This window comes from Paenibacillus sp. 3LSP (genome assembly GCF_032465655.1).
In the GTDB taxonomy this organism is placed as follows: Bacteria; Bacillota; Bacilli; order Paenibacillales; family Paenibacillaceae; genus Fontibacillus; species Fontibacillus barengoltzii.
Genome location: NZ_JAWDJI010000072.1, coordinates 25,042 through 39,197, shown reverse-complemented (window position 1 = coordinate 39,197; position 14,156 = coordinate 25,042). Strand labels below are relative to the sequence as shown.

At 52.6% G+C, this 14,156-nt stretch carries 10 protein-coding genes; 7 read left to right on the top strand and 3 right to left on the bottom strand.

Annotated elements, in window-relative coordinates; all coding sequences use genetic code 11:
* Window positions 1-216: 216 nt before the first annotated feature.
* Window positions 217-1,188: an ABC transporter permease gene (locus tag RW092_RS05475; RefSeq protein WP_164744137.1), complete on the top strand. Its 972-nt coding sequence runs from the start codon at window positions 217-219 to the stop codon at window positions 1,186-1,188.
* Here the strand turns inward: RW092_RS05475 and RW092_RS05470 are convergent, their stop codons facing one another.
* Together RW092_RS05470 and RW092_RS05465 are read right to left on the bottom strand one after the other, a co-directional pair.
* Window positions 1,189-2,811, bottom strand: coding sequence for a response regulator (locus RW092_RS05470; RefSeq protein WP_316009728.1), 1,623 nt, complete (start codon window positions 2,809-2,811; stop codon window positions 1,189-1,191).
* Window positions 2,812-2,864: 53 nt separating this feature from the next.
* Window positions 2,865-4,586 (bottom strand): cache domain-containing sensor histidine kinase, encoded by a 1,722-nt coding sequence (locus tag RW092_RS05465; RefSeq protein WP_316009727.1) that lies wholly within the window; start codon window positions 4,584-4,586, stop codon window positions 2,865-2,867.
* A gap of 331 nt (window positions 4,587-4,917) precedes the next feature.
* On the opposite strand from RW092_RS05465, the gene RW092_RS05460 reads away from it, so the two are divergent.
* The 6 genes from RW092_RS05460 to RW092_RS05435 all read left to right on the top strand — a co-directional run bounded on the left by RW092_RS05460 (window position 4,918) and on the right by RW092_RS05435 (window position 13,084).
* Window positions 4,918-6,261: an ABC transporter substrate-binding protein gene (locus RW092_RS05460; RefSeq protein ID WP_085169911.1), complete on the top strand. Its 1,344-nt coding sequence runs from the start codon at window positions 4,918-4,920 to the stop codon at window positions 6,259-6,261.
* A 99-nt stretch (window positions 6,262-6,360) separates the two neighbouring features.
* Window positions 6,361-7,299, top strand: coding sequence for a carbohydrate ABC transporter permease (locus tag RW092_RS05455; protein WP_085278407.1), 939 nt, complete (start codon window positions 6,361-6,363; stop codon window positions 7,297-7,299).
* A 12-nt stretch (window positions 7,300-7,311) separates the two neighbouring features.
* Window positions 7,312-8,151: a carbohydrate ABC transporter permease gene (locus RW092_RS05450; RefSeq protein WP_016313161.1), complete on the top strand. Its 840-nt coding sequence runs from the start codon at window positions 7,312-7,314 to the stop codon at window positions 8,149-8,151.
* Window positions 8,152-8,185: 34 nt separating this feature from the next.
* Window positions 8,186-10,051, top strand: coding sequence for a DUF2264 domain-containing protein (locus RW092_RS05445; RefSeq protein WP_316009726.1), 1,866 nt, complete (start codon window positions 8,186-8,188; stop codon window positions 10,049-10,051).
* 47 nt (window positions 10,052-10,098) lie between these two features.
* The gene (locus tag RW092_RS05440; RefSeq protein ID WP_316009725.1) at window positions 10,099-11,919 is read left to right on the top strand and encodes a heparinase II/III domain-containing protein; all 1,821 of its coding nucleotides are present in this window, start codon (window positions 10,099-10,101) and stop codon (window positions 11,917-11,919) included.
* A 22-nt stretch (window positions 11,920-11,941) separates the two neighbouring features.
* Window positions 11,942-13,084, top strand: coding sequence for a glycoside hydrolase family 88 protein (locus RW092_RS05435; protein WP_085278404.1), 1,143 nt, complete (start codon window positions 11,942-11,944; stop codon window positions 13,082-13,084).
* Between the two features lie 102 nt (window positions 13,085-13,186).
* On the opposite strand, the gene RW092_RS05430 is transcribed toward RW092_RS05435, so the two are convergent.
* Window positions 13,187-14,077, bottom strand: coding sequence for a helix-turn-helix transcriptional regulator (locus RW092_RS05430; RefSeq protein ID WP_127575905.1), 891 nt, complete (start codon window positions 14,075-14,077; stop codon window positions 13,187-13,189).
* Window positions 14,078-14,156: the final 79 nt, after the last annotated feature.

Below are 14,156 nucleotides of genomic sequence, written 5' to 3'. Positions count from 1 at the left end.
GTTGTGAAGAGAAAAAGACGCAGTGAGGCAATGCAAATAACCTATTAATCAACAAATTTTGCTTTAGTGCTGGTTTTACATCGTCTTTGGAACTCTCTTTCATCTAACATATTATGAAAACTTTGAAAATTTAACACTTGATTTACAAAAATAAATGCCATATTTCAAATGATCTATGTTAGAATAAGTGACAAATTGGGGTTCGGGAGGATGCAAATGTGGACTTATCTGATTCGTCGAGCTATTCAATCGGTGTTTGTGTTATTTATCGTTATGAGCGTTTGTTTTTGTGCGATGCGCCTGATGCCAGGGAATATGTGGACCCTTAGCATTGGGATGACCGAAGAGCAAATTCAATTTGCGAACGAACAGAAGCACCTCTTTGGTCTGGACTTGCCGATCTACCAGCAATATTTCCGGTGGATCAATGACCTTCTGCATGGAAACTTTGGTCTGGATTATTATCACACACCGATTAGTAGTTATATCTGGGGATATTTCTGGAATAGCTTTTACTTATTGGGTACGTCATTTCTCATTGCTTTGCTGATTGCTATACCGTGGGGCATTTATAACAGTAAACGACAGGACGGGCTATCGGATAAACTAGGTTTGATCCTGAGCCTGGTTGGTTACAGCATTCCCGTGTTTGTGTTGGGGCACTGGCTGCAGGACATCTTTGCCTTCAAATTGTTCTGGTTCCCGCCAAGCAGCATGCATGCTCCAAACAAAAAGGGGGACTGGATTGATCTTATCTACCACATGGTTCTTCCCGTGGCCACAGTTACGATCGGACTGATTGCTTATTATATGAAAATGGTTCGCACCAGCATGATTGAGGTGCTGCCTTCCGAATTTCTGAGTCTGGCCCGCGCGAAAGGGGTCTCGGAACGAAGAGTCACCTATCGACATGCATTAAGAGTCGCTGTAGTCCCCGTCATTACCATCATCATGCTGGATTTGCCGACCCTGATATCGGGTGCCGCGGTGGTCGAGAATGTTTTTAACTGGGGAGGTATAGGAAGCTTGGCGGTATTTTCCGCGCAATCCCGGAACTATCCCGTGTTGCTCATGATCATCTTAATCATCTCTGCATTTGTGGTGGTTGCCAACTTTCTGGCTGACCTGCTCTATACAATCGTCGATCCTCGGGTGAAGATTCATCGAAAAAGCGTTCTGCGGCGTTGATCAGCTGGAAGGCAGCGAGCTGTTCATGCGCTGAATAAATTCCCGCGGCGATATGCCTTCTACTTTTTTGAACACTTTGCTGAAATAAAACGCACTTTCATACCCCAGCTTCTGCGAGATTTCATAAATGCGCCCTTCACCGCGAACCATCATTTCCTTAGCGGCTGCGATTTTAGTCTCCGTGACGTATTCCACGAAATTGATTTTGGCCGTTTTGGAGAAGAGATGGCTTAAGTAATTGGGGCTGAAGTTAAAAACATCCGCCACCTGATTTAAGGACAGCTTACTGTTCAAGTTCCGTTTCACATAGTCCTGCACGTTCCGCACGATTTGCTCCTTGTAACTTTGTTTGCGGGAAGACAGGATTTCGCAGCAACCGTCCCGAAATTGCACGAGCCAATCGATCACGCCTTGGGTTGTTTGCTTTTTATAGATCGCGCGGTACCCCTCCGGCTCATTCTCGAAAATTTGCTCAACCACGTTCTCGCCGTCTGCCAGCAAAGAGGTGGCCATATATAAAATATTGCAAGCCGCATCGGTAGCGGGTACAACTAACTCCGGCCGGCCATTAAACCGATCAATGAGATTCGTGATCATGGTGTGCAATGCGTGGGTATCCAGTTCTTCAAAGGCGCGGCGGATCTCCGAACGGGAGACGATGGCATCGACTCCTGGGGAAGCGAGATTCTCCGCTTCGCTCTGGGTGAAGAAGACAAACGATTGCTGATCGAGGGCAAACGGCAACGCCCGCCGGGCAGCCAGGTAGCTTTCATGCAGCAGGTACGGGTCCTCCACGGCATTCCCAACCGCGCCGATGATTTTTACATTGAAATAGGAATGGAGCACCTCTGCCATATGGTGCAGGAGCTCCTCCACTTCCGGCATCCAGTGGTTCGGATCTGGATCTGACAGGGGCAGCACAATTGCAAAGTTCCGCAAATCCAGGCTGGTTACGAAGCAGGGCCGCGACGAGGCGAGTGTATCCTTAGCCATCTGCACCGTGCTGGAGCACAAAGCGACCAGCTTATCCCCGCGCGGAGGGACGCTCTCCGGTCCCTGAATCCGGCAGGAGCAGACGAGGTGGGCAGGAGCGGATAAATCCAGCTCAAGATCGTCTCGTTGCAGCAGGAACTGATTTTTGTTCTCGAACAGCTGATTAAACAGCCGGATAAAAAATTTATCGCGCAGCGCATGCAAATTGCTGCGGTACAGCATACTCGGGTAACTCTCCACGGTTTGGTATTCCCCCAACATGGCAACGGCCTTCTGAACGGATTCGGCCAGGATCTGCGGGGTTAGCTCCAGCTTGACTAAATAATCCGCTGCCTGAAGATGAATGGCGCGACGTGCGTATTCAAATTCCTCATAGCTCGTTAAGAAGATGAAGAGCGGTATCCGGCCATATTTGTCGCGTACGGATTCAGCGACCTGCAGACCGGTTTTGACCGGCATCTTAATGTCGGAAATGACCAGGTCAGGACGCAACGATTCGATCATTTCCTCTGCCTGAGCACCGTTGTGGGCAATGCCCACGATTTCGATCTGATAATCTTCCCATTTGAGCATGGACTGCAGGCCGATACAGACGAGTGCCTCATCATCGGCAATCAGCATTTTAATCATACGATCACTTCCTCCCGTGGTTTACGATAGCGACAAGTTGTCAAAGTTGGAGGTCAAGACTTCCGGCAGGGCAACAGCAAATGCATTCTCGTAAATTCGTTCAACTTGCTTTCGATCGAGAGGCCGTATCGATCCCCAAAGGTCAGACGCAGCCGATCGTGTACGCTGCGGAGCCCGATATTTTCGAACAGGCCTTTGGAGCCGGGTTCTTCTTGCTTGGACAAAATCGCCTCAATTTGGGCTTCACTCATTCCCACGCCGTTATCCTCAATCGTAATCCGCATGTCATACCCGCTCTTGGCCACAGACACCGTGATGTTGCCGCGCCCCTTCGGTTCGATTCCATGAAAAATCGCATTCTCCACCAGCGGCTGCAGTGTAAAGCGGGGAACCAGACTGGAAAGGAGCTCCTCGTTATCAATGATTTGTTCCATTGTAATCGTGCCGCCGTAGCGATATTTCTGAATGAGGAAATAGTCATTCATCAGGCTAAGCTCTTCCTGCAGCGGAACCAGCTTGCGTTGATCTTTGGCGATGCTGCGCAGCAGCCGCGATAAGGAGGTGACCATATCTGCGATACCCGTAGCGTTCTGAATCGTAGCCATCCATCTTATCGAGTTCAGGGTATTATAGAGAAAATGAGGACTGATCTGGCTTTGCAGCATGCGATATTCCAGTTCCTGCTTCTGCTTCTCGTCCGCGACACGAGATTCCATCAGCGTCAAAATATCCTGGGACAACCGATTGATGCCGCGTCCCACATCCCCGAGCTCGCTGTTCCATTCAATATTCCGGTCGATAAAGAAATTGCCTTGCGCGATCTTATCAATCCGTTTGCGCAGCTTCTCCACGGGCAGGCTGATGGTGCGGGTTAAATACAACATAATAAATCCGCTTAATGCCAGCACCAGCACAGAAACGCCAATCATCAGCAGTAGCCAAGCGTTGAGCTGTGGAGCAAATTGCTTCTTGTCCAGCGTTTGGGCGAGTCTGACGCCTTCCCGCACCGGATAGGACACCGAGATGAGGCGTTCCCCGTCCTGCTCCATCCACTCGAGCTTGGTGAGCGCCCCGGTGGCTTCACTTTGATCATACGGCAACAATGTGTAAGGGCTTTCGATTTCCTGCACTTTGTCCCCTTCGATCCGGTACGTTTGGCTGCCAAGGGAGAGCAGCAATTCCGAGCCCTCCGGCAGACTGTAGCCTTTAAGCTTATCGGTGATCACGGAGGTGTTCGCCAGAAGATAGACCGTCCCAATGCGTGCAGCCCGTTCACCGTAAATTGGCAGAACGATGGGGATGCCGCTGGAGCGGGAGAACGGGTCCTGGATCACGCGCTCCCAAGCTTCCTTCGCATCTGGGACCAGACCGGGAAGCTGGGTTATATTATGAATATTCAACGGAACTGAAGCGCTTCCAGAATTGTCGACCTGAATGAACTTATCTTGGTGATCCGTGATGATCAGGCGTCGCACGTAGCTGTTGGACCGGTTCACCCGGAAGTCCTCCTGCATTGACAAGAAGGCATTCAGCCGATCTTTGGCGCTGGCTTCCGGTGAGATAAAATAGTCCTGAATCAGCTGATTGGTAGGCGAGTTCGTACTGCTGGTCAAAGCCAAAGTATACAAGTTATTTAAATCTTGATCGATGATATGAGAGACGAGTTGCAGGTTAAATTCTGTCGCCTGAATGGTGGTTTTCCGTTGAAAATACGAGATCAGCTCGTAGCTGAAAAAAGACAGAATTCCTGCGATCAGCAAGGCAAACACGGTCATGATCAGGATGATCCGGCTTTTGATAGTGGCTTTTCTTGCGCGCGTGTCGATCACCTCATCCGGAGTAAGATCAATGCGAGTTTTAACCGATATAGATAACAATAACATGAGTTGACATCGTCGGTAGCGGTAAGGTTCATAAACAACCATTTTTACATCTTTTGAGTATGATTTTACAGCTTTTCATTCGTTTCTTGAAGAACCAAATAGAAAAGTGTAGGAAAAGAACGTAAAAATGTATGCCCTTTCATTTTAGATTTCGATACCATGAACCTAAGGATTCGGCGCTGCCGATCTGCAAGTTCAAAACAGGAGGAAAAGGGGTTTGAAGATGAGACGAAAGAAAATATTCGGTATTACCTTGGCGGCCGTTCTTCTTATAGGTCTGCTGGCAGGTTGTTCCGGCAACAACGGAAACTCAGGCAAAGCGAATACCACAGAGCCTCAAACGAACAATTCTGCAAGCGTTTCCAATGAGACAAGCGATAAGCCGGTCACACTGAAATGGGCGCTGTGGGATTGGGAAGCCACTGCTTACTACCAGCCTTTGATCGATGCTTATAAGAAAGACCATCCGAACGTAACGATCGAATATGTTGACCTTGGCTCTACCGACTACATGACGATGCTCAGTACGCAGCTCTCCGGTGGGGCTGACCTGGATATTCTGACCATCAAGGACATCCCGGGCTACGTCAACCTGGTGAAGCAGAACCATCTGGAACCGCTGAAGAGCTTCATTGACACTCAAGGCATTGATACTTCCCTCTATGGCGGAACGGTAGAACAAATTCAAATGAACGGCGATGTGTTCGCACTGCCTTTCCGCAGTGACTTCTGGGTCGTTTACTATAACAAGGACCTGTTTGACAAAGCCGGAGTTCCTTATCCTACCAACGATATGACACTGGATCAATACGACGAGTTGGCCCGGAAAATGACGTCCGGCAGCGGCTCGGAAAAAGTATACGGCGCGCACTACCACACTTGGCGCAGTGCAGTACAGTTGTTCGGCATCCTGGACGGCAAGAACACCATCGTGGATGGAAATTATCAATTTTTGAAACCAATTTACGAACGAATTCTGAAACAGCAAGACGACGGCATCGTGATGGACTACGCTACGTTAAAAACCTCCAGCACTCACTATTCCGGCGTATTCTACAATAACTCCGTTGCGATGATGAACATGGGCAGCTGGTTTATCGCTACGCAAATTGAGAAAGTGAAGAGCGGCGAATCCCAGGCTACCAACTGGGGGATCGTGAAATATCCGCATCCGGACGGCGTACCTGCCGGAACAACGCTGGGGACCATTACTTCCCTGGCTGTAAACCAAAAGTCCGCTAACAAAGATGCCGCTTTAGATTTCTTGAAATTCGTTACCGGTGAAGAAGGTGCAGCAGTGATCGCATCCACAGGTACGATTCCGGCGATCAAGAACGATGAAGTGGTTAGCTCCATCGCTTCCATGGACGGCTTCCCGACGGACGAGAACAGCAAAGCAGCTCTCACGACCGAGAGAACTTATCTGGAAATGCCGCTGCATGAGAAGAGTGCGGACATCGAGGTCGTTCTGAACGAAGCACACGACAACATCATGACGAAAAATGCGACCATCGACGAAGGATTGGCAGATATGGAGAAACGGGTGCAAGAGGTACTTAATAACTAATCTGATCTCGCATGAGATTTCGATGCTGCCAGGGGCGGGCCTTATGAGCCCGCCTTTTTTTCCCAATGCTCTAGCACAAGTAGGTTTGGAGGAGAAATCATGCAGAATGAACCCGTGTTAGGAACCAAAGCAGTTAAAAGAAGCGCGTTGTCTAAGAACGTCAAAGATCATTTGGTGGCGTACAGCTTCATTGCCCCCAACTTCATCGGCTTTGCCGTGTTTACGCTGGTGCCGATGGTTTATGCGTTTGTACTCGCTTTTGTGAAATGGGACGGGGCTAACCCGATGGAGTACGTGGGATTGCGTAACTTCTCCCGGCTGTTGCAGGACAGCACCTTTCACAAGGCGTTCTGGAACACCATTATTTATACGATTGGCGTGGTGCCGTTAACGATGGTGTGTGCGCTGGCACTGGCGATCCTGCTTAATCAGAAGCTGTTTGGCCGCAACTTTATGCGAACCGTGTTCTTCTTCCCCTATGTCGCTTCACTGGTTGCCGTGGCAGCCGTTTGGAATTTCGTGTTCAGCCCCACGATGGGGCCGGTGAACAATCTGCTGCACTCGATCACCGGCATCCCCATTGAGGATTTGCCCCGCTGGGCGGCAGATAAAGATTGGGCGATGTTTACGGTCATTCTTTTTACAGTGTGGAAAAATATGGGTTACTACATGGTCATTTATTTGGCAGGTTTGCAGGGAGTAAATCCCGAGCTGTATGAAGCTGCCGAGCTGGACGGGGCAGGCCCTTGGAAAAGATTCACCAACGTGACGATCCCGCAGCTGGCCCCTACCACGTTCTTTGTCCTGATGATTCTGATTATCAACTCGTTTAAAGTGTACGACATCTTTATTAACTTGTTCGCCGGTGCCGATAATCAGCTGAACAATTCGACCCGGGTACTTGTTTATCAAATCTACAATACCGCGTTCCGCTCGCTGGATTACGGGTACGCCAGCGCTATGGCGATCGTGCTGTTCCTGCTCGTTCTGGGGATTACACTGATTCAGTTCCAGGGCGAGAAGAAGTACGGACAATAGGAGGATGCAAAAATGACAGGAGCTAACAAACAAGTCAAAACCGTTGCCAAGATTTTTGCGTACCTGGTGCTCGCGGTCGTTGTGCTATGCATGCTTGTTCCTTATGCGTGGATGCTGTCGTCCTCGCTGAAATTAAATAAGGATGTCTTCTCGTTCCCGATGCAGTGGATCCCGGATGCTCCAAGATGGCAGAACTACGTGGAGATCTGGACGCGGATCCCGCTCGGCCGGTTTATATACAACACCGCGAAGCTCTCGGTGATCGTTACTTTGCTGCAACTGCTGACTTCCAGCTTTGCGGCATATGCGTTTTCGAAGCTGCGGTTCAAAGGGAGACATGCGTTGTTTCTCGGCTATATTGCGACTATTGCCATTCCGTGGCAAGCCTACATGGTTCCGCAGTTTATCATGATGCGTTCCATGGGGTTAAACAACACCCATCTTGCGATTATTTTTCTACAGGCGTTTTCGGCGTTTGGCGTGTTTTTGATGCGTCAGTTCTATCAAGGCATTCCGGATGAGCTCTGCGAAGCGGCACGGATTGACGGACTTAATGAATATGGGATCTGGGCCAAAATCATGCTTCCGCTCTCAAAGCCGGCGCTGTCCACGCTGACGATCTTCACGTTCGTCAATACGTGGAACGATTTCCTTGGGCCGATGATTTACTTGACCAAGACGGAGCTCAAAACGATCCAAATCGGCTTGCGGATGTTCATTACGCAATATTCCGCTGAATATGGGTTAATTATGGCCGCCAGCGTCATTTCGATCATTCCGGTGCTGATCGTCTTCCTCGCGCTGCAAAAATATTTTGTCCAAGGTGTGGCCTCGTCCGGCATCAAGGGGTAATAAATGGTAGTCTCGGATGAAAGGAGCTGAAGTAATGAATAGTTTGACCGTTAATGCCCCGCTCCAAACGCGCAGCGACATGGTGAACGTGTTGGAAGAACTGGTGCATCCCCTACGGCCGTTCTATAGTGAAGGCGGCGCCCGGCTTGGGCTTGGCAAGAGCGGGGTATCCTACCCGGCGGCTGTAGCGGAGATGGAAGGGTTCTCTCGGGTGCTGTGGGGATTAGTACCGTTGCTTGCGGGCGGCGGCAGCAGTGAGTTATGGGACGTTGTTCTGGACGGAATCCGCTGCGGCACGAACCCGGATCATCCGGAGTATTGGGGCGAGGTCGGCGATTATGATCAACGGCTCGTGGAGATGGCGGTTTTTGGCTACGCGCTGGCATTGATCCCGGAACACATTTGGGAACCGCTTCACCCGGAGGAACGTGATCGGCTGTACCGCTGGCTGAATCAGATAAATCAGCACCCCTGTCACGATTGCAATTGGTTGTTCTTTAACGTGCTGGTGAATGTGGGCTTCCGTAAAGTTGGCTTGCCTTACGATGCGGAGCAGCTGGAGCGAAATCTAAACCGGCTGGACGTATTCTATCTGGAAGATGGCTGGTACAGCGACGGCGTTGGGGGACACAGCGATTATTACGTCCCGTTCGCATTTCACTATTACGGGCTGCTCTACGCACGGATCATGGAACAGGAAGATCCGCGGCGTGCGCAAGTGTATAAAGAGCGGGCCGCGATGTTCGCAGGCGAGTTTCTTGCTTGGTTCGCCCCGGACGGTGCCGCGCTGCCGTACGGGCGCAGCTTAACCTACCGCTTCGCCCAATCCGCCTTTTGGAGCGCACTGGCCTATGCCGGTGTAGACGTGCTGCCGATGGGGGTAATCAAAGGTCTGGTGCTGCGCAATCTGCGCTGGTGGTTAAGTCAGCCCATTCGCAGTTCCGAGGGGCTGCTCACCGTGGGCTATGCCTATCCGAACCTGGTGATGGCGGAGAACTACAATGCGCCGGGTTCGCCATATTGGTCGCTGAAAGCGTTCCTGCCGCTGGCCTTGCCGGAGGACCATCCGTTCTGGACGGCGGAGGAGCTGCCGCTGCCGGAGCTGCCGGCGCTGAAGGTCCAGCGACCGGCACATCTCGTGCTGGCCCGTGATCCTGCGTCCGGCCACGTAGCAGCCTTCAACACCGGTCATCGCGGCACGAACGAGCACACCCATACCTCGGCAAAATACGAGAAGTTCGTGTATTCCACCGGGTTTGGGTTTAGCGTACCGCGCGCGGAGTGGGGCTTGTCCCAAGGTGCGTTTGATTCCATGCTGGCACTCAGCGAACGCGGGGAGAACCTGTACCGGGTAAGACGCCGCAATCAGAAGACATCGATCCAGGATAACGTGCTGTATGCGGTATGGAAGCCTTGGTCGAACGTGGAGGTGCACACCTGGATCGTTGCCGGACTCCCCTGGCATGTGCGGATTCATCGCATCGAGACGAAGCGAGCGCTGGACATCGCGGAAGGAGGATTCGCGCTGGGAGTGGAGACGGAGTTAACGGAGTGGATCGAGGGGGAACGGACAGGGGGGGCGGAAGCTGGTCGGATCGCTGCCGGAGCCGCCAGTCCCGTTGGAGCCAGCGGAGTGCAAAGTCTGCTTGGCTTCGAATCGGCCGAGCTGATTCGCCCGAACGCCAATACGAACGTTCTATACCCTCGCACTGTTCTTCCCACGCTGCTTGCTTCCCTGGAACCGGGGGTTCATCTGCTTGCTTCGGCGGTTTACGGCGATCCGTCGCCGGGAGCCTCATGGCAGCCGGCGGCGCCTGAAGCGTTAAACCTTACGATTGGGGAGCGGGCGATTGTGATCACAACCTGCTCCGGCAATGACATCCGGATTGGATTGGTTTAGCTTAGTCAACGCCGTCGTTTTGGGCTGCGGTGGAAGGAGGAACACGGATGACCGTTCGCGAAGGCTGGGAGCAGCTGGCCGAAAGTCTCATCCCTTTGAAGGCAGAGGATTATTATCCGCCCGGCGGCGGACAGGCGTTTTGGACATCGTTGCGTGAAGCGTCGGAGGCTCAGGCCGAGCTTGAAGTAATCCGCAGCGAGGGGGAACGGCTGCTAAAGTGCCCGGCGGAAGAGCTGACTTATTCGCTGTTTTCATTATTTGCCGTTCAGGGCTCGCGGCTGGAGTATGAGCGGGTGTATTTTGAGAAGCGACGGCGGTTGAACACCTTCGCCTTTCTGTCGCTGCTTGAACCGGAGTCGGCAGTGTACGAAGCAGCGCTGCGGGATGCCGTCTGGGCGATCTGCAGCGAACTTACCTGGTGCTTGCCCGCACATGTGGAGGCGAAGCGTCCGGTCTCCGAGACCATCGACCTGTTCTCGGCGGAGACGGGCTTTGCGTTGGCGGAGTTATCTTTGCTGCTGGGCTCGCGTCTGCCGGAGCTGTTGCGGGTACGGATCGCCGAACTGGTGGATGAACGACTGTTCCAGCCTTTTCTGGAGCATGGCCCTTATCACTGGGAGGAACTGACGAACAACTGGTCGGCGGTTTGCGCCGGCTCGATTGGTTCGGCTGCGCTGCTGCTGATGACCGAACCGCAGGATTTCGCCCGGCTGGCTCGGATCTTAGAGAAAACCGAGCGCAGCATGGGCTTCTATCTGCAGGGATTCGGCGAGGATGGGTGTTGTCCGGAAGGGCTGGGCTACTGGAACTATGGGTTTGGCTACTTTGTGTATTATGCTGACCTGCTGTTAAAGCGAAGCCGGGGGCAGCGGGATTGGTTCAGCGAGGATAAAGTGCGGCGAATTGCCGAGTTCCAGCAGAAGTGTTTTCTAGGCGGCCGGCTAGTCGCCAACTTCTCTGACGCGCTGCCGTACGGGAGCGTCCAGCCCGGGCTGTCGCATTACCTTGCGGAGCGGTATGCGGAAGTCGAGGCTCCGCCTGTCTTGCTCTATGCGGATTACCGCGAGGATCACTGCAGCCGCTGGGCGCCGGCGCTGCGCAACCTGATCTGGCGGGACCGCACTGCGGCAGGCCCGGCGGAGTGGAGAGACGGCGACTTTTGGTTTGAAGACGCCGGCTGGCTGATCTCGCGAATTACTGCCGCGGGGGATACGTTTGGTTTTGCCGCAAAAGGCGGGCACAACGGCGAATCGCATAACCACAACGACCTGGGCCATTTCATGCTGGCGGGCGGAGGCGCGTTTTTCCTGTCCGATCTCGGGTGCGGGGAGTATACGCGGGATTACTTTGGCGAGGGCAGGTATCGTTATGACTGTAACGGCTCACAAGGGCATTCCGTGCCGATCATCAACGGCTGCGTGCAGCGGGAGGGACAGGAAAGGGCAGCGTCGAAGCTTCGCTGCGACATGACTGCGGAGGCATGCGAGTTTGCCTTGGAGTTGTCCAGCGCCTATGAGGATGATAATCTGCAGTCTTTTAACCGAAGTTGGATTTGGAACAAGACGGAGTTGCCCAGCTTAACGCTTCGAGACGACTTTCGCTTTACAGAAGCGCCAGAAAGTCTGGTTGAGCGGTTCGTGAGCCCAATTCAGCCGGAGATGACCCGCCCGGGGCAGCTTCGCCTTCACCGCGGCCAGTTTGTGCTGGAACTGTACTATGACCCAGATCAACTGGAGGCGGAGATGGAGGAACGGACCTACCGGGATCATCACGGGAAGGATGCGGTATGGTACGCATTAGATTTTCGGGTGAAGCAACCGGATGTGGGAATTGGCGTTGATTTTCTTTTTAAATTCGCGCGGCAATAAGGAAAATGGAGGACGAGATCATATGCATATCGGAAACGAAAGGGCATGGGTGGAAGCGGCCTGGACGAAGTCGTTGGACAAAACGTTGCGAAACACGGCGAGAATTGGCTCGGGATTTCCCCACGCCAGCAAGGGCGGGGTCTACGATCTGGCTGAGCCGGCCTGGTGGACGGCGGGGTTCTGGCCGGGGCTGCTGTGGCTGCTGTATGAAGGAAGCGGCCGGGAGGAATTGAAAGCGCTGGCACAAGCATGCGAAGCCAAGCTGGATGAGGTGCTGGACGGTTACGTGCGGCTGGATCACGATTTGGGATTCATGTGGACGCTGACCAGCATCGCTTCCTATAAGCTGACGGGGAATGAAACCTCACGGCTGCGGGCACTGAAGGCGGCGAACTATTTGGCGGCGCGCTTTAACCTGAAGGGGCGTTACATTCGAGCCTGGAATCCGTGGACGGAAGGGGAGCGGAACGAAGGCTGGGCAATCATCGATTGTTGCATGAACCTGCCGCTGTTGTTCTGGGCATCCCGGGAGAGCGGCGATCCCCGGTTCGCGCATGTTGCCGAAGCGCATTTGGACACCGTGCTCCATCATTTTGTCCGCCATGACGGCTCGGTCTATCATATCGTGGTCTTTGATCCGGTCACGGGCGAGCGGGTTGGCCCGCAAGGCGGTCAAGGTTACGCGCCGGAGTCGGCCTGGTCGCGCGGAGCTGCCTGGGCGATTTACGGCTTGACGCTGGGCTTCCACCATACCGGCAAGCCGGAGTATCTGTCCGCTGCGCAGCGGGTCGCGGATTTCTTCCTTGATCAACTGCCGGATGATCAGGTGCCGGCTTGGGATTTCCGCGCACCGGAAGAGCTGCGCGAGCTGCGGGATTCGTCCGCCGGTGCCTGCGCAGCTAGTGGGCTGTTGCTGCTGGCAGAGAAGCTTGGCGGTGAAGGAACAGCTGCCGCAAAGTATCGTGAAGCCGGTGAACGCATCCTGAAGTCGCTGTACGAAAATTACGGCGCATGGGACGACCCGGGGGAAGAAGGGTTGATCCTGCACGGGACGAGCAACTATCCGCAAGGGACAAACATCGATGTTCCGCTGATCTACGGCGATTATTTCTTTGTGGAAGGGCTCGCCCGGCTGAAGAGCGGCGGGTCGACGTATTGGGAATAGAGGAAGTACCGGGTTCAAGTGAAGCTAGAATGATGCTAAGCTCTGATCAAAGGATAGGATCAGAGCTTTTGTCATGATCAGGGAACTAGTGATAAGTGAACACTATAATCCGGATGCATAGGAAGCTTTGTATTCAGAAGGTGTCATATTCATATAAAACTTGAACCATTTCGAAAAGTAGCTTACATGCTGGTATCCTGACTCCAAGGCAGCCTCAAGCACGTTATATCTCCCTGTGCGCAGCAATTCTGCAGCTTTATTGATACGGATAAAATTGACGTACTCCATCGGTCTCATCCCCGTTTGCGTCTTAAAAAAGGTGCAAAAGTGAGAACGGCTGAGGGAGACGGCAGCCGCAAGCTGATCCAAGTCGAGTTTTTCGTGGGAATGCTCTTCGATATAAGTCAATACTTTCTTAATTTGCTCGTTGTCTTTACGTCTATGGGGATATCCGAGAGCATCATTTTTCTCTATGAGTCCGTACCGGCGAAGATCGGCAATCAGCAGCAGGAGAATGCCTTTCACAGCCAACTCGTAGGCAGGCAGCGGATGCTCAAAGCGAAGTATGAGTTGCCGGATATACTCCAACAATTCAGACGGTGTCCCTCTAGAAGAGGACAACAAGAGGGGGAGTTTCTCGGTTCCTTGAAGGATAGGCCCGAGAAATAGCTGCTGAATCCGATCATTTTGATAGGAGGACAGCCAGGACAATTTGAAAACAATTGAATAATAGCATACAGCCTCATGATCGTTCACTCCCGAATGCAGCTCGCCCGGATGAACAATGAGCGCTTCCCCCTGACAAAGGGCTAACTCGTGGTTTTCGATGCGAAACGTTGCGGAACCCTGAGCCAAATAGATGATTTCCATTTCATTATGCCAATGAACGGGGAGAATGGAATGGGCTCCTGCGGGATGCTCTACCCTGTAAATGTGCATTGGAAATTCGGGAACCCCATGCAGTTTATCTTCCCGGTAACGATGCTCGTACATGGATACCCTCCTTAGGATCGTAATATTGTGATATAAAAACCGGATTATCTGCTAGATGATCCAAGAAAATCAATAATAT